The organism is Nostocoides sp. (assembly GCF_035343835.1).
Classification (GTDB): Bacteria; Actinomycetota; Actinomycetes; order Actinomycetales; family Dermatophilaceae; genus Nostocoides_A; species Nostocoides_A vanveenii.
Window position 1 is genome coordinate 1 of record NZ_DAOQZV010000048.1, and the last position, 16567, is coordinate 16567.

The window sequence follows — 16567 nt, forward strand, 5'->3', positions numbered from 1 at the left end:
TCGGCAACGCGGTGGCGCTGTGGACGCGGATGTTGCGGTCGCCGAGCAGGAACTCGCTCATGTAGTCGTAGGGCAGCGAGGTCGAGTTGGACGTCTTCGTCACGACGTTCTGGCCGTTGCGATAGCCCATCCATCCCGATTCACCCGCGCCGCCCACCGGGCCTGGGTGGCCGCATCCGCGGGATGCGGCCGTCGTGGGGCGCGTAGCAGGCGCGCCGCGGCCAGGGTGACATCACTGCAGACGGCCCAGGCGAGGATCAGGCCGGCAGTGCCCAGGCCCCCGGCCACCATCACAGTGGGATCGACCTGCATGTCGTCCTTGGCGTCCCACAGCACCGACCCGGCCACGAGCGAGCCGCAGCCGAGCGCCGCCCAAGCGAAGAGCAGGGCGCCGAGCGCCAGTCCCGGCCGAATCGCCCGATAGATCAGGCCCACCATGGCTCCCCCTCTGCGTGATTTGGTGGCGAAAGATATCGTTTGCAGCAGTTTGGCGCGCTTTGCCGATGTGCGCAACCGGTGGCCTCGTGCCCTGTGGATGACGTCGCGCGCGGCCACGGGCGCCTCCCTACGATGTGGAGCGTGGACTGGGGTGATCGATTCGAGCGCCTCTTCGCCGACCTGGAGGTCACCCTCGACGCGCAGGAACGCGCCGTTCGTGATGCCGAGGTGGCCGACCGCACCAGGCGCGAGCGCGCCCGGATCGAATTGGCCGGCCGCCTGTGTGCGCACCGGGGGCTAACCATCGACCTGCGGCTGGTCGGCGGTGCCCGCGCCCATGGTCGCCTCGTCGACGTCGGAGCCGACTGGCTCGCGGTCGCGCCGACGGAGCAACGCGGGAGCATCATTCCGCTGGCGGCGATCACCTCGATCGCCGGACTTGGCCCGCGCAGCGAGGCGGCGACAACCGCCCGCCGCTTCGGTCTCGGCTATGCGCTTCGGGAAGTCAGCCGTGACCGGCGGCGTGCCCAGGTCATCGACGTCGTCGGGAACGCCTTCGAGGGCACCATCGACATCGTCGGTGCCGACTTCCTCGATCTCGCCGAACATCCCGTCGACGAGGCCCGGCGGGCGCCCAACGTCCGGTCCATCCGCACGCTGCCCTTCGCCGCCATCGCCTGCGTGACCTCCTGAGGGAGCGGCTCAGCCGCGGTCGGCCGCCACCTGGCTGCGCGTCTGGGCATACATCCGCTGGATGTAGTCCTCCAGCACGCTCGTCTCCACCCGCCACTGACCGCGTCCGCCGACCTTGATCGCCGGGAGGTCGCCGGAGCGCACGAGGGCGTAGGCCTGAGCAGCGGAGATGTCGAGGATTTCGGCCAACTCGGTCAACGAGATGAAGCGCTTTGGCATAGCTGCAGTGTGCCCCACGGCCTGATCGGTCGCCGTCATCGCCGTCCTGCCTGTGGACAACTTCACCGTTCCGGATGCCGACCACGGCGTCGTGCCTCATGCTGTCAAGCAGTCCGTTGTCCGTCAGGGGAGACAAAACGATGACCGCTCTAGCCGAACCGACCGCGCGCCGCCTGCGCCGCCCGTCCTGGCGCGATCCGCGCCTGCTTATCGGCGTGGCGATGGTGTTGCTCGCCACGGCCCTGGGAGCGATGGGCCTGCGCGCCGCCGATTCCCGGGTGCCCGTCTATGCCGCCCGCGCTGTTCTGTTGCCCGGCGAACGGCTCAGCCTCGACAAACTCGTCCGCGTCGATGTGCAACTCTCCGGAGCCCGCACCAGCTATTTCGCGGCCGGTGACGGATTGCCCAGCGACGGCTACGTGCTGCGGGAGGTGCGCGCCGGCGAACTCCTGCCCAAGTCGGCGGTCGGCCGGGGCGCCGAGATCGGCGTGGCCCCGCTGTCGGTCAGCGTCGACCTCGCCTCCAGCGGGGCCCTCGTCAGCGGCTCCACCGTCGACGTCTACGCCAACAAGAGTGTCGATGCGGTGGGCACCACCAAGGCGTATGCCGGCCCCGAACGCGTCCTGAGCGCCGTCCACGTCGCGCGGGTCACCACCGCCTCCGGATTCGGGGCCACCTCCGGCCGCAGCGCCGTCCAACTTCTCGTGCCGGCCGCCGAGGTCGCGCGCGTCATCGCCTTGGTCGACGACGGCGCGAAGTTCACCCTCGTCCCGGTGCCCGGCTCGCCACTGCGAGAAGCGTCGTGACCCTCCGGGTCCTGACCGCGATCGAGCCCCGGCACGAAGCCGCGGTGATGATCCGGCTCGGCGCGATCGCCACCATCGACGTGGTGCGCCGCTGCCCGGATCTGCCCGACCTGCTCGCCGCGGGCGCGGCCGGTCTGGCCGACGTGGCCGTCGTCTCGGCCGGCCTGCGCGGCCTGGACCGCGACAGTCTCGCCCAACTGCGCGAGGCGGACGTGCACGTCATCGGACTGATCGGCGACGACGAAGCCGAGGAGCGTCGCCTGCGCCAACTCGGCGTCGCCACCATCGTCCCCGCGGACAGCGGTCCCGAGGAGTTGCGCGAGGCGATCGAGCGGCTCGCGGCGAGCACACCGCATACGGAGATCGGGGACGCGGAGTGGGCCGCTCTGGAGTCGGGCCTCGACCCCGCCGGCCGGCCGGCCGAGGACGACAGCGAGGCCCCCCACGATGCGGCCAAGGGCCGAGTCGTCGCCGTCTGGGGCCCGGTGGGCTCACCCGGTCGCACGACCCTGTCGGTCAATCTCGCCGGCGAACTCGCCGCCACCGGCGTCTCCGTCCTGCTGATCGACGCGGACACCTACGGCGCGTGCGTGGCTCAAGTCCTCGGCCTGCTCGACGAAGCCGCCGGTATGGCCGCGGCCGCGCGCGCCGCCGAGGTCGGCACCCTCGATCTGGCCACGCTCGCCCGGCTCGCGCCGCGCGTCGATCCCGGATTCCGGGTGCTCACCGGCCTGCCCAGCGCCGATCGCTGGCCCGAGCTGCGCGCGGAGTCGATGACCCACCTGCTGGACTTGGCGCGCGGCCTGGTCGACGTCGTCATCGTCGACTGTGCCTTCTGCCTCGAGGACGACGAGACGCTCAGTTACGACACCCGGGCCCCGCGCCGCAATGGCGCCACCCTCGCCGCGATCGCTGCGGCCGACACGGTCCTGGCCGTAGGCGCCGGTGACCCGGTCGGCCTGCAGCGTCTCGTGCGCGGGCTGCCGGAGCTGCGGGAGCACAGCGGCGCCGACCCGACCGTCGTCGTCAACCGCGTTCGTGCCTCGGTGGCAGGGGGCTCGCCGGAACGCCGCATCGGCGAGGCCCTCGATCGCTTCGCCGGCGTCAGCGTCGAGCACTTCGTGCCCGAGGATCCCGTGGCCTTCGATCGCTGCTTGCTCTCGGCTCGCCTGCTCCTCGACGAGGCCCCGAAGTCGCTGGCCCGGGCTCGCGTGCGCGCGCTGGCCGCCACCTTGCCTGCGATGGCCGAGCCCGCCCCGAGTGCGCGCCGTCGCATCCGTCCGCGGTCTGCCACGATTGGCCGGTGGTCGACCGCCTAAGCCCTGCCGACAGCAGCTTCCTCTATCTGGAGGATGTCAGCGCCCCGATGCATATCGGCCAGGTGCTGATCTTCGACCAACCCGAGGGATTCACCGGGGCGTCGGCCGTCACCGCCATCGCCGCGCGCCTGTCGGACCTACCCCGCTATCGGCAGCGGGTCCGGTCCGTGCCCGGCCGCCTGGCCGGCCCGGTATGGAGCGACGACCCCGACTTCGACATCGACTATCACGTGCGCCGGTCCGCGCTGCCGCGTCCGGGCACCGAGGAGCAACTCGCGGAATTCGTCGCGCGGGTCAGCGCCCGGCCCCTGGACCGGGACCGGCCGCTGTGGGAGTGCTATGTCGTCGAGGGCCTCACCGGTGGCCGTTTCGCCCTGGTCACCAAGGTGCATCAGGCCCTGATCGACTCCATTTCCACCCGCGACATCGTCGGCCTCAGCCCCGACCCAAGGGCGCGCTTCGGCGCCCCTAAGCCGTGGTCGCCCCGGCCTGAACCGGGCAACCGCGATCTGCTCACCGACGCCATCGGCCAACTCGTCAGCCGCCCCACGGGTGTTCGCGACACCCTGCGCGCGGGCATCGGCGAACTGCGCGCGACGGCCGGCCGGGTCGGCCGGGTCGGCTCGGTTCTGGCGCGCTCAGCGACCCGCCCCACGTCCCGCGGTGCGTTCGAGGTGAGGCCGGCGTCGGCGCGCCGCTATCGGATGCACACGGCTGACCTCGCCGATTTTCGCGAGGTTCGCACCGCTTTTGCGACCGCCGGTCGCGAGTTGCCCAGCATCCACGCGATCATCCTGACCGTCATCGCCGGCGCCTTGCGCGTCTGGCTGCAGGGTCGCGGCGAGCACATCCGGGCCGACCGGTCGGTGCGCGCCATGGTCCCGGCCACCACGGCGGCCGGCGAGATGGTCGCCGTCTTCGTCGACCTGCCCATCGGTGAGGCATCGCCCCTCGTGCGCCTGCACCAGATCGAGTTCAGCCTCGCTCACCAGGTGCGCACCGAGCAGGGGATGCGCGCCGTCGACCTGGCCGCCATGGGCGGCTCGGCCCCGCCCGCTCTGCACGCCCTCGGCGTCCGGCTGGGATCGTCTCTCTCGCAACGACTTTTCGACCTCGTCATCACCAACGTCCCGGGTCCGCAGCGCCGGATGTATGGCGATGGCGTGCCACTCCTCGCCACCTATCCGGTCCTTCCGCTCACCCGTGGCAATGCGCTGGCCATCGGGATGACCAGCTATCTGGGAGTCGTGCACTTCGGTATCGTCGCCGACCGCGATGCCGTTCCCGATATCGACCAGATCAGCGCCGGCCTGACCGAAGCCCTCGAGGAGCTGCGCGACTGGATCGCCCGCGACCCGTCCACCACCAAAGGATTCAGGGATGACTGAAATTCGCCTCTACCTGCCCGGCACCGCGGACGACCTGGACGCCCTCCTGCGTGACGGGCGCCTCGAGGTGGCGGGACGAACGGCATACGGGGTCAGCCCGGGGTTGGTCGCGGCGACGCCGCGGGCCGATGAGGAGGAACGCGAGTATGCCGCGTTCCTGGAGGCCGCCGACGCCGCCGGTGCTGCGGATGGCGGGGCCGGGCGCGTGGTGGTGCTCTCGATCGACCTGCCCGAGCCCGAGATCAGCTGGCCGCAGGAGGGGCACTTCGTCACCCTGTCCGGCACCATCGCGCGGCGCGACCTGGTCGCCATCCACCTCGGGGAAGAGCCTGGTCCCGATGCCGACCTGCTGTGGTACGACGCGACCGAGGCCGCCGCTGTGGTGGAGTTGTTGCGCGGGTAGGGGGTCGCCGTCCGCCCGAAGTAGGCTGGTCGAGAGTTCGAGGAGGAGCCGAGATATGGACGCCAGAACGACCGTGCCCAGACCCGTGAACGAACCCGTCCGGGACTACGCCCCGGGATCCCCCGAGCGCGAGGCGCTCCTGAGCGAGCTGGCCCGGATGGGTGGCGAGACCCGCGACCTGCCACAGGTCATCGGTGGTCAGGAACGGATGTCGCGCGGTCCCGCGACCGCGGTGCGCCAGCCGCATGCCCATGGCAAGGTCGTCGGCAGGCTGCGCACGGCGACCACGTCCGATGCCGCGGACGCCATTGACGCAGCCGCCGTCGCCGCACCCGGTTGGCGGGCGTTGTCGTATGCCGATCGCGCGGCGATCTTCCTCAAGGCCGCCGACCTGCTCGCCGGGCCCTGGCGCGCGACCCTCAACGCCGCCACGATGCTCGGTCAGAGCAAGACGGCCTACCAGGCCGAGATCGACTCGGCCTGCGAGTTGATCGACTTCTGGCGCTTCAATGTCGCCTTCGGCGAGCAGATCTTGTCCGAGCAGCCGATGGCCAATGCGCCGGGCGTGTGGAACCGGCTCGACCACCGCCCGCTCGAAGGTTTTGTCTATGCGATCACCCCGTTCAACTTCAGCGCCATCGCGGGCAACCTGCCGACCGCGCCGGCGCTGATGGGCAACACGGTGATCTGGAAGCCCAGCCCGACCCAGCAACTGGCCGCGAGCTACACCATGGAGTTGCTCGAGGCCGCCGGACTGCCACCGGGCGTGATCAATATGGTCACCGGCGACGGCCTCGCCGTCTCGGAGGTCGCTCTCGCGCACCGCGATCTGGCCGGCATCCACTTCACCGGCTCGACCGCGACCTTCCGCCACCTGTGGCACACGGTGGCCGCCAACCTCGAGGCCTATCGCGGTTATCCGCGGATCGTCGGCGAGACCGGTGGCAAGGACTTCGTGCTCGCCCATCCCAGCGCCGACCCGGATGTGCTGCGCACCGCCCTGATCCGCGGTGCCTTCGAGTTCCAGGGCCAGAAGTGCTCGGCGGCCTCGCGTGCCTACATCCCGCGCTCGCTGTGGCGCGTGATCAAGGACGACCTGATCGATCTCACCGAGGGCCTGACCCAGGGCGATGTCACCGACCTGAGCAACTTCATGGGCGCCGTCATCGACGAGCGCTCGTATGCCCGCAATGTCGCCGCCATCGAACGTGCCCGGGGTGCTGCTGGGGTCAGCGTGCTGGCCGGTGGCCGCTATGACGACACCGCCGGCTACTTCGTGCGACCGACGATCCTCCTGGGCGAGGACCCGTCCGACGAGATGTTCACGACCGAGTACTTCGGGCCGATCCTGTCGGTGCACGTCTATCCGGATCGCCGTTTCGCCACGGTCATGGGCGCCATGGAGTCGATCGCGCCCTATGCGCTGACCGGGTCGATCATCGCCCAGGACCGGACCGTGATCGCCGAGGCGACCGAGGCCCTGCGCTTCGCCGCCGGCAACTTCTATGTCAACGACAAGCCGACCGGGGCGGTCGTGGGCCAGCAGCCCTTCGGCGGCGCGCGCGCCTCGGGGACCAATGACAAGGCCGGTTCGATCCTGAATCTGCTGCGCTGGACATCGCCGCGCGCGATCAAGGAGACCTTTGTGCCGGCCACCGGGCACGCCTATCCCCACATGGGCTGAGCACGCGGCGCGCTCGGGTCGACGGCGGTGAGATCCGCTGCGGCAGTGGCGTAGTAGGTTTTCCGCTCATGAAGATCACGGAGGCCGCCGATCTCGACGCATCCGTGGAAGAGGTCTTCGCCCTGCGCACGACCGAGGCTTTCCACGACGAGAAGTGCGCGCGGTCGAGCCCCCTGCGGCATACGGTCGTGATCCACCGTGAAGGCGACCACACGATCATTCATACCGTCCGGGCGATGGCCACCGACGCCCTCCCGGAGGCTGCCCGGCGAGCCACGGGCGCGGAACTCCATGTCGATGAGACCCAGGACTGGGGGCCGGCCGATGCGGACGGCAGCAGGTCCGCCGATGTCTGGATCCGGCTGCGCGGACTACCCGTCACCCTCACCGGCACGCTGACCTTGTCGCCGACCGCGGCCGGCTCACATCAGGCGCTCGCCGGCAGCCTTCGAGCGGCCATACCGATCGTCGGCGGGCGGATCGAGCACTATGCGGCGATGGCGATCACCCGTGGCTTCGACATCGAGGCTCAGCTGGTCGGGGAGAGCCTGCGCGGAGGCCGGTGATCACGGCCCCTGTGGACAAACTTCGCTGGCTGTGGACAACGAGGTGGTGCCGACGGTGCCCGTCACTAGGGTTGGTTCCATGCTGCAGTCCCAGCGCCCCTCGGACCTCGGCGTGGTGCTCGATCGCCTCGCCGATCGCTGCGACGCCGCCGTGGAGTCGCTCCTGCTCACTGTCCCAGTTGCCGGCGACCGCGAGACGCAACTGGCGCTCGAGGGCTATCTGGATCAGCTGATGGACACGCTGCGCATGCTCGCCGCGACCGGGCGCGAGACCCGGGCGCGGCTCGTCGCCACTGCGCTTGATCAGAGCGTTTGGCCCGCCGGGCCGGTGCGGCTCAATGGGCGCCAAGGGTCGCCGGGACGGTCGCGATGAGCCAATCCGACCCCGCCTCGCTCGCCGAGGCCGCCCGCATTCTGCGCCGGCTCGCCGACGACCTCGAGGAGTCCGCAGCGGCCCTTGGCTCGACGGCGCGAGGCCCGGTCAATGCCGGTCCGGCCGGGGTCCCCGGAGCCGGCTTGACGCAGCTTCGGGCCGTGTGCGAAGCGACGGCGGCCGGCGCTCGTGGCGGGGGAAGCGCCCTGCAGAAGACGGCGTATGCCCTCGCCGACCACGCGCATGCCCGCTCGGCACTCGCCGACGGGGCCCGCGCCGCGGGTCTCGCCGTTGCGGACGCCCCGCACGAGAGCACGCCGCGCCTGACCCTGACGCCGGGAATCGCTGGGATCGCCGACGCCGAGCAGGTAACGGCTCGCGCCCGGGTCCTCGTCGAGTTCACCGAACGCCGCCGCGCGCTCGCCGAGAGCCACGGCTGCCGTGAGGCGGCGCTCCGCGACCGGCTACGCGAGTTGACCGCCACCCTGGAGGAAGTCGCGCGGACCTTGCGCTGATGTCGGACAGCCCGATTCCTTGGCGCACGGGGTGGCGGCTACCCTGGCAGGGCAGGGCAGCGACGCCCCGGACAAATGAAAAGGTGTCTTTCCAGTGTCGACAATGACGTCCCACGACTCCCAGACCCGCGCCGAGTTGATCACCGAGGCGGCCAATCTCGCGGCCGCGGCCGGTGCGCCGCCGATGCAGGGCTTCCTTCAGGACTACTACCGTCACGTGCCCGTCGACGAGCTGCGCCGACGCACGCCAGAAGACCTGCTGTCGTTGGCCGTGGGGCAGCGCGAACTCGCCCGGCACCGACCCGCCGGCACCGCCTCGGTGCGCTGCTTCAACCCGACGCTCGACGCCGACGGCTGGACCAGCTCGCACACCGTCGTCCAGATCGTCACCGACGACATGCCCTTTCTCGTCGACTCGGTCAATGCCGTGCTCGCCACCATGAATCGCCCGGTTCATCTGGTCATTCACCCCGTCCTGCAGGTCGAGCGCGACGCCACCGGAGACCTGGTCGGCATCATCGCCGGCGATGCCGAGGCCCAGGCCGGCCGCGCCGTCGGTGTGCTGGCCGAGTCCTGGATGCATGTCGAGATCGACCGGGAGTCCCACGCGTCCGATCGCGACGAGATCGAAGGCCGGTTGCGCGCCGCGCTCTCCGATGTCCGGGAAGCCGTCGAGGACTGGCCGAAGATGCAGGCCCGGGCCCGGCAGGTCGCCGCCGACATTACCGCGGACCCACCCGCCGGGATCGACGACGGTGAAGCCCACGAGGCCGTTGAGCTGCTGACCTGGCTGGCCGACAACCACTTCACCTTCCTCGCCGCGCGTGACTACCGGCTCGGGCTGGTCGAGGGTGGCACCGGGCTGATCCCGGTGCCGGGCAGCGGGTTGGGACTGTTGCGTTCCGACCCGCCGATGGGTCAGCCGCGTCCGCCGCTGAACGAGACCGTGCTGCGCAAGGCCCGCGAGCCGCGCCTGGTCTTCGTCACCAAGGCCAACTCGCGCGCCACGGTGCACCGGCCGGTCTATATGGACTATGTGGGGGTCAAAACCTTCGACGAGCACGGCACGGTCGTGGGGGAGCGCCGGTTCCTCGGCCTGTTCACCGCGAGCGCGTATGCCGAATCCATCTTGCGCGTGCCCTTCCTCGCCGACAAGGTGACCTCCGTTCTGCGCACGGCCGGCTATTCCGAGGGCTCCCACTCCGCAAAGGACCTGCTCGGGATCTTCGAGGAGTACCCCCGCGACGAGCTCTTCCAGGCGGACGGCGATCAGCTGCTGGAGGTCGCCACCTCGGTGCTCAATCTCGCGGAGAAGCACCGCACCCGCGTCTTCCTGCGGCCCGACGACTACGGTCGGTTCGTCTCGGCGCTGGTCTTCATTCCCCGGGATCGGTACAACACCGCCGTCCGGCTCAGCGTCGAGTCGATCCTGAGGGAGGCCGTGGGGGCGGTCGGCGTCGAATACACCACCCGGGTCTCGGAATCCCATCTCGCGCAAGTGCACTACGTTCTGCGCCTGGAGCCTGGCACTCGCGTCCCCGATGTCGACGTCGATGCCCTCGAGGCCCGCATCGCCGCGGCCACCCGGACGTGGGATGAGGACTTCGCGGGCGTCTCCGTCCGCGAGTTCGGTGAGGAGGAGACCGCGCGCCTGGTCAGCGCGTATGCCGGCGCCTTCCCCACCGCATACAAGGAGGACTTCGAGGTCCGCCAGGGCGTCGCCGACCTGCACCACCTCGAGGCCCTGCCCGACCCGGATTCGACCCGCATGGTGCTCTACAAGCCGCGCTGGAAGCCCGACACCGAGCGTCGCTTCAAGATCTTCCGGCGCGAACAGGTGACCTTGACCCAGGTGCTCCCGCTATTCACCGATATGGGCGTCGAGGTCGTCGACGAGCGACCGTATGAGGTGGCACGCGCCGATGGCACCCGGCTGCACGTCTACGACTTCGGCCTGCGGGTGCGTGACGGTGCCGTGTGGAGCTCGATGACCCACGCCCGCCTGCGCGAACTCTTCGAGGACGCCGTCGCGGCCGTGTGGGCCGGTCGCGCGGAGTCCGACGGTTTCAACACGCTGGTGCTGCGCTCGCAGTTGACTTGGCGTCAGGTGGTCATCCTGCGCACGATCGCGAAATACCTGCGCCAGACCCGGCCCGCCTTCTCCGAGAACTATCTCCAGAACGCCCTGATCCACAACTGGCGGATCGCTGCCGACCTGGTCGCGCTCTTCGAGGCGCGGTTCGATCCGGCCGGCTCCGCGGACGACCGACCGGCCCGCGAGGAGGCGATCGCCGAGCGCATCGTCGACGCCCTCGATTCGGTCACCTCGCTGGACGAGGACCGCATCATCCGGGCCTTCCTCGGGGTCATCCGCGCAACCTTGCGCACGAACTACTACCAGCGCGACGCCCACGGGGCGCCCAAGGCCTATGTCTCGCTGAAGTTGGACCCACAGAAGGTGCCGGAACTCCCGGCTCCGCGGCCGGCATACGAGATCTGGGTTTACAGCCCGCGCGTCGAGGGCGTGCACCTGCGCTTCGGCCCGGTCGCTCGCGGCGGCCTGCGCTGGAGCGACCGGCGCGACGACTTCCGCACCGAAGTGCTGGGCCTGGTCAAGGCCCAGATGGTCAAGAACGCCGTGATCGTGCCGACCGGCTCCAAGGGCGGCTTCTTTGCCAAGCAACTGCCCGATAACAGTGACCGCGACGCGTGGCTGGCCGAGGGCATCGCGTCCTACCGAATCTTCATCAGCGGCCTGCTCGACCTGACCGACAACCGGGTCGGCGACGAGGTCGTCCCGCCCGCCGATGTCGTGCGGCACGACGGCGACGACCCGTATCTCGTGGTTGCCGCCGACAAGGGCACGGCCAGCTTCTCCGATATCGCCAACAGCGTCAGCCAGGACTATGGCTTCTGGCTCGATGACGCCTTCGCCTCCGGCGGCTCCAGCGGCTACGACCACAAGGGCATGGGGATCACCGCCCGCGGGGCGTGGGAATCGGTCAAGCGGCACTTCCGCGAGTTCGGCCATGACACCCAGACCGAGGACTTCACCACGGTGGGCATCGGCGACATGAGCGGTGACGTCTTCGGCAACGGGATGCTGCTCTCGCACCACATTCGCCTGATCGCCGCCTTCGATCACCGGCACGTCTTCCTCGACCCCAACCCGGTCGCCGCGACGTCGTTCGCCGAGCGGCAGCGCCTGTTCGACCTGCCCCGCTCGTCGTGGGGCGACTACGACACTGCCTTGATCTCCGAGGGGGGCGGTGTCTATCCGCGGACGGCCAAGTCGGTACCCATCACGGCGCCGGTCGCCGAAGCACTAGGGATCGACTCCGGGGTCCGCACCATGACGCCCGCCGAGTTGATCCACGCGATCTTGCTCGCGCCGGCCGACCTGCTGTGGAATGGCGGCATCGGCACCTATGTCAAGGCGAGCACCGAGAGCAATGGCGAGATCGGTGACCGCGCCAATGACGCCATCCGCGTCGACGGCCGAGACCTGCGGGTCCGGGTCGTCGGCGAGGGCGGCAACCTCGGCTTCTCGCAGCACGGACGCATCGAGGCGGCCCGCCATGGCATCCGGATCAATACCGATGCCATCGACAACTCGGCCGGCGTGGACACCTCCGACCATGAGGTCAACATCAAGATCCTGCTCAGCCAGGTGGTTCGCGACGGCGATCTGACTCTCAAACAGCGCAACGAGATCCTCGCCTCGATGACCGATGACGTGGCGCATGCCGTGCTGCGCGACAACTACGAGCAAAACGTCCTGCTCGGGAATGCCCGGGCCCAGCAATTCGCGATGGTGGCGGTCCACCAGCGGCTGATCCACGAGCTCGAGGACCGGGGCGACCTCAACCGGGAGTTGGAGTTCCTGCCCTCCGATGTGGAGCTCGCGGAGCGGGCCGAGGAGCAGGCCGGCTTGTCCTCGCCCGAGTTCTCGGTGCTGGTCGCCTACGCGAAGCTGGCGCTCAAGCACGATCTGCTGCAGACCACGCTGCCCGACGATCCCTGGCTGGAGCAAACGCTGCGCGGCTACTTCCCGCCGCTGGTCGGCGAGCGCTTCCCCGGCGCGGTCGACGCCCATCCGCTCAAACGCGAGATCATCACGACGGCGATCGCCAACTCCCTGGTCAACCGCGGCGGGATCACCTTCGCCTTCCGCGCGGCCGAGGAAACGGGAGCGACCACCGAGCAGATCGCGCGGGCCTTCGTGATCGCGCGCGAGATTTTCGGTGCCGCGGACTATCTGTCGGCCGTCGAAGCCCTCGACAACCAGGTGAGCACGGACGTCCAGACGGATCTCTATCTGGAGTTGCGCCGGCTGCTCGACCGGGCGGTGCGGTGGCTCGTGGTCAGCCGCCCGGCTGGCCTCGACCTCTCCACCGAGATCGCGCGCTTCCGCCCGATCATCGCCGAGTGGGCACCGAAGATTCCCGACTTCCTGGTGGGCAGCGAGCGCGAACGTTTGGATCGCAATACCGCCGCCCGCGTCGAGCAAGGCGTCCCGGAAGACATCGCGGCGCGCCGGTCGGCGCTGCTGGACTGCTACTCCCTGCTCGACATCGTCGAGATCGCCACCGAGACCGGGCACGACCCGTCGGTGATCATCCCGCTCTATTTCCAGATCTCCGAGCGCCTGGGCGTGGATAACCTCCTTGGCAAAATCACCCTGCTCTCGCGGGAGGATCGTTGGGATTCGCTGGCGCGTGGCGCCCTTCGAGACGACCTGTACGGCATCCTCGAAGGCATCACGCGCTCGGTGCTGGCGGGCGCCGAGCCGGGCTCGGCCGGGCCGGAGGACCTGATCGAGCACTGGCTCGACGCCAACCGCGACTCGCTCGAGCGCGCGCACCGCTCCTTGCGCGGCATCGACCGCATGGACCGGCCGGGCATCTCTGCCTTGTCCGTAGCGCTGCGCGTGCTCCGGACCGTCGTAAAGTCGGGGTCGGCCGATCACTGAGGTCCGGACACCTTGACCGGGTAGGCTCCCCGCTCGTGGTCAGCATGCTCGCCGAACGCCTTCACCGGGATTCGCAACTCGGCGACCGCGCGATCGAGCGGGTGCACGTCCTGCTCGGCGAGTGGCAGTTGCTCTCCGATTTGTCCTTCGCCGATCTGGTGCTATGGATCCAGATGCTCGACGGCGGCTGGCACGCGGTCGCCCACGTGCGCCCGAACACCGGCCAAATGGTCTTTTTCGATGACATCGTCGGCCAGGTCGCCATGGGCGACCGGGCGCGACTGCTCGAACAGGCGAAGTACGAAGGGGCCGTTCTGCGCCGCGGCGGGCCGATTCTCGATCACGATCACGCGATCCGTGAGGAAGCCGTCCCGCTGCGCGACCAGGGCGGCACGATCGCGATCTTGACCCGGCACACGAATCTGACCGCTTTGCGCACGCCGAGCCGGCTGGAGCTGAGCTATCAGGGGCTGGCGGCGACTCTCGTGCGGATGATCGCGGCGGGGGAGTGGCCGACGGCGTCCGCTCCCACCGGTCACCGCCGCGGCGCGCCGCGCGTCAGCGACGGCGTCATCCACCTCGGCGTCGACGGCCTGGTGCGGTATGCCAGCCCCAACGCCCTCAGCGCGATCCACCGGCTCGGTCACGACGGTGAGGTCATCGGCGAGCACCTGACCCAGATCTTCACCGATGTGCTGCGCGACGAGGGGCAAGTGGACGAGGCCCTCGCCGTGGTGACTACCGGCCGGGCGGACTGGCGCGCCGACGTCGCGACCAGGGCCGGGGCGGTGGCCCTGCGCGCCATCCCGCTGACCGAGGACCATCAGCGCATCGGCGCGATGATCCTCCTGCGCGATGTCACCGAGTTGCGCCGCCGCGAGCACGAGTTGCTCTCCAAGGACGCGACCATCCGCGAGATTCACCACCGCGTCAAGAACAATCTGCAGACCGTCGCGGCCCTCCTGCGGTTGCAAGCCCGCCGGCTCCCGCCGGGTCAGGGCAAGGATGCCCTCGATGAGGCGGTGCGCCGGGTCGGCACGATCGCCATGGTCCACGAGACGCTCAGCCACGGGTTCGACGAGACCGTCGATTTCGACGACATCGCGGTGCGTGGCCTGCAGGCCGTCATCGAGGTGGCGTCCCAGGAGCAGCACATCGAGTCGCGGGTTGCGGGCACCTTCGGGCGGATGCGCGCCGAGGACGCCATGGCCCTGGCCATGGTCATCAGCGAACTCGTGCAGAACGCGGTCGAGCATGGCCTGGCCGACCGCGGCGGGCGGATCGAGGTGCTCGTCGACAGGGAGGAGGGCGAGGACGGAGTGGTGCTGCGGGTGACGATCGCCGACAACGGCACGGGCATACCGCCGGGTTTCCGGCCCGGCAAGGCGGGCCTCGGCACCCAGATCGTCAACTCACTGGTCCAGGATCTGCGCGGCGCCATCCGGTGGGAGGATGTCAACCCCCACGGCACGCGGGTGCGCTTCTTCGCCTGTCTGCGCCCTCTCGAACGGGAGAGTTAGGACTTAGCCGGCGCGGCGGGCGCGGGCGTTACGACGCTTGAGTGCGCGGCGCTCGTCCTCGGACAAACCGCCCCAGACGCCTGAATCCTGGCCGTTCTCCAGCGCCCACTTCAGACAGGTGTCGACCACCTCACACCGACGGCAGACCGCCTTGGCCTCTTCGATCTGCAAGATCGCGGGACCGGTGTTCCCGATCGGGAAGAACAGTTCCGGGTCCTCGTCGAGACACGCCGCGCGGTCGCGCCAGTCCATGAAGCAGAGCTCCTTTGTCGAGCAACACATTGGGTGCCACGGACGGTAGGGCCGGGGCACGGGGGTTTCCAAGAAGGATCAACGACCCATTGTCAGGGACAAACCCTCTGGTTGCCAATGGTTAGGGCAGTCATTTTGTTCCCGGCGCCTCGACATAGGGTGCCCGTATGACGCATCCCCCCGCCGCGACCCGGACCTGGCCGGTCGCCGTGGCCCTCGCCGTGCTCGGCCTGGAGGCCCTGGGGCTGGTGGGGCTGATCGTGCTCTATGTGATCGAGTTGAGCGCCGCCAAGGCCGAGTCTGCGGGACGTACCTTGGCCTCGATCGCCCTTTTCGTGGTCGGCCTGCTGATCCTGCTGGCCATGATCCGGGCGTGGCGGCGCTCGGACGGCTGGCAGCGGATGGCCACTCTCGTGCTCAATGCGCTGATGATTCCCGTCGGCTTCAGCGCGGCCAGGGGCTGGGGGATGTGGATCGGCGGACCTGCGCTCCTGCTGGCTGGCGCGGGTGTGGTGGCCGCCCTCGCGGCGTCCGGCGAGGACGAGGTCTCGCCCGCGCGCTGACCTGGTCCGGCTCAGCTCAGAACAGGTCGCACCCGTCGAGCACATCGCACCCGTCGCAGCCGCCGCACCCGTCGCCGAAGTCGAGCAGTCCGCTCGCGGACGACGCGAAGTCACCGGCGGCGTCGGCAACGCCCGTCAGGACGTCGAAGTCCCCGATCGAGCCGATCAGATCACCCAGGTCGCCGATTCCCGTGCCGAGATTCCACACGAGGTCCGCGCCGTCGATCCAGGTGAAGTCGAAGTACGCGTCGCCGAGGCCGGCCAAGTGCGCCCGGGTGGCCACGTCGGCGAAGGTCTTGGCCCAGCGGTCCGCGACGCCGAAGACCATGGCATAGGGCAGATAGCGCGAGAAGAGATCGGCGGCCTCCTCGAAGCGGATCTGCCCGGCCTCGGCCTTGGTCAGGTATTCCTTGAAGCCGAGGGCCTGGATGCGCGCGGCGCTGCCCTCCGCAGTGCGGGGCGTGCGTCCGCGCATGCCGATGAAGAGGATGCCCGAGGCGATCGCCAATCCGGCACCGAGCGCGATGAGCAGGTGATTCTCGCGCGCGGTCGTCAGCAGGGCCGCGCCGCCATAGCCCAGCAGGCCGATGGCCACGAGCAGCAGTGGCAGGGCCAGGCAGCCGATGCGCCGATTGCGGTCCCGCGGATGCTTGGTGTACCAGCGGCGGTCGACGACCTCGCGATAGAGCCCGATCTGGGCCTCGCGCATGGTCAGGTCGAAGCCACGCTTCTTCAGCTCGCCGATGGTGGTCTCGGGACCCTGCGCGAAGACCCGTCCGAGCAGCAGCGTCTCGAAGGGCAGCAGGGCACCGGGGGGCGCGGGCAGCAGGCGGGTCAGGCGCCAGTCCCGGTCCGG

General features: G+C 69.7%; 15 protein-coding genes and 1 pseudogene. 12 read left to right on the forward strand and 4 right to left on the reverse strand.

All coding sequences use genetic code 11. The annotated features are described in order from the left end of the window. Positions 1-99: 99 nt before the first annotated feature. Complete coding sequence (locus PKH97_RS05380; protein ID WP_324386379.1) at positions 100-438, reverse strand: hypothetical protein; 339 nt, start codon at positions 436-438, stop codon at positions 100-102. Positions 439-579: 141 nt separating this feature from the next. Between PKH97_RS05380 and PKH97_RS05385 the strand changes: the two genes are divergently transcribed. Then, on the forward strand, positions 580-1131 hold the full coding sequence (locus PKH97_RS05385) for a hypothetical protein (RefSeq protein ID WP_324386380.1): 552 nt from the start codon (positions 580-582) through the stop codon (positions 1129-1131). Between the two features lie 9 nt (positions 1132-1140). Here the strand turns inward: PKH97_RS05385 and PKH97_RS05390 are convergent, their stop codons facing one another. Next, on the reverse strand, positions 1141-1350 hold the full coding sequence (locus PKH97_RS05390) for a helix-turn-helix domain-containing protein (protein ID WP_324386381.1): 210 nt from the start codon (positions 1348-1350) through the stop codon (positions 1141-1143). Positions 1351-1490: 140 nt separating this feature from the next. Between PKH97_RS05390 and PKH97_RS05395 the strand changes: the two genes are divergently transcribed. From PKH97_RS05395 to PKH97_RS05440, 10 genes are all read left to right on the forward strand, one after another. Continuing rightward, complete coding sequence (locus PKH97_RS05395; protein ID WP_324386382.1) at positions 1491-2156, forward strand: hypothetical protein; 666 nt, start codon at positions 1491-1493, stop codon at positions 2154-2156. Beyond that, positions 2153-3475: a hypothetical protein gene (locus PKH97_RS05400; RefSeq protein ID WP_324386383.1), complete on the forward strand. Its 1323-nt coding sequence runs from the start codon at positions 2153-2155 to the stop codon at positions 3473-3475. Before PKH97_RS05395 ends, PKH97_RS05400 begins: the two co-directional genes overlap by 4 nt. Then, the gene (locus tag PKH97_RS05405; RefSeq protein ID WP_324386384.1) at positions 3460-4863 is read left to right on the forward strand and encodes a wax ester/triacylglycerol synthase family O-acyltransferase; all 1404 of its coding nucleotides are present in this window, start codon (positions 3460-3462) and stop codon (positions 4861-4863) included. Before PKH97_RS05400 ends, PKH97_RS05405 begins: the two co-directional genes overlap by 16 nt. Next, complete coding sequence (locus PKH97_RS05410) at positions 4856-5266, forward strand: hypothetical protein (protein ID WP_324386385.1); 411 nt, start codon at positions 4856-4858, stop codon at positions 5264-5266. The genes PKH97_RS05405 and PKH97_RS05410 overlap by 8 nt, the downstream gene beginning before the upstream one ends. A 55-nt stretch (positions 5267-5321) precedes the next feature. Next, entirely contained in the window at positions 5322-6950 is a 1629-nt protein-coding gene (gene pruA / locus PKH97_RS05415; protein WP_324386386.1) for an L-glutamate gamma-semialdehyde dehydrogenase, read from the forward strand. A gap of 68 nt (positions 6951-7018) precedes the next feature. Continuing rightward, positions 7019-7516: a DUF2505 domain-containing protein gene (locus PKH97_RS05420; protein ID WP_324386387.1), complete on the forward strand. Its 498-nt coding sequence runs from the start codon at positions 7019-7021 to the stop codon at positions 7514-7516. A gap of 79 nt (positions 7517-7595) precedes the next feature. Next, entirely contained in the window at positions 7596-7889 is a 294-nt protein-coding gene (locus PKH97_RS05425; protein ID WP_324386388.1) for a hypothetical protein, read from the forward strand. After that, entirely contained in the window at positions 7886-8404 is a 519-nt protein-coding gene (locus tag PKH97_RS05430) for a hypothetical protein (protein WP_324386389.1), read from the forward strand. Before PKH97_RS05425 ends, PKH97_RS05430 begins: the two co-directional genes overlap by 4 nt. A 103-nt stretch (positions 8405-8507) precedes the next feature. Further along, complete coding sequence (locus PKH97_RS05435; RefSeq protein ID WP_324386390.1) at positions 8508-13376, forward strand: NAD-glutamate dehydrogenase domain-containing protein; 4869 nt, start codon at positions 8508-8510, stop codon at positions 13374-13376. 44 nt (positions 13377-13420) lie between these two features. Then, positions 13421-14896, forward strand: a complete 1476-nt coding sequence (locus PKH97_RS05440) for a histidine kinase N-terminal domain-containing protein (protein WP_324386393.1) — start codon at positions 13421-13423, stop codon at positions 14894-14896. Between the two features lie 3 nt (positions 14897-14899). Here the strand turns inward: PKH97_RS05440 and PKH97_RS05445 are convergent, their stop codons facing one another. Next, positions 14900-15148, reverse strand: a complete 249-nt coding sequence (locus tag PKH97_RS05445; RefSeq protein WP_324386391.1) for a WhiB family transcriptional regulator — start codon at positions 15146-15148, stop codon at positions 14900-14902. A gap of 167 nt (positions 15149-15315) precedes the next feature. Here PKH97_RS05445 and PKH97_RS05450 point away from each other — a divergent pair, with 167 nt between their 5' ends. Continuing rightward, on the forward strand, positions 15316-15711 hold the full coding sequence (locus tag PKH97_RS05450) for a hypothetical protein (RefSeq protein ID WP_324386392.1): 396 nt from the start codon (positions 15316-15318) through the stop codon (positions 15709-15711). 16 nt (positions 15712-15727) lie between these two features. Here the strand turns inward: PKH97_RS05450 and PKH97_RS05455 are convergent. Next, positions 15728-16567: pseudogene (locus tag PKH97_RS05455) on the reverse strand (hypothetical protein); the annotation flags it as partial.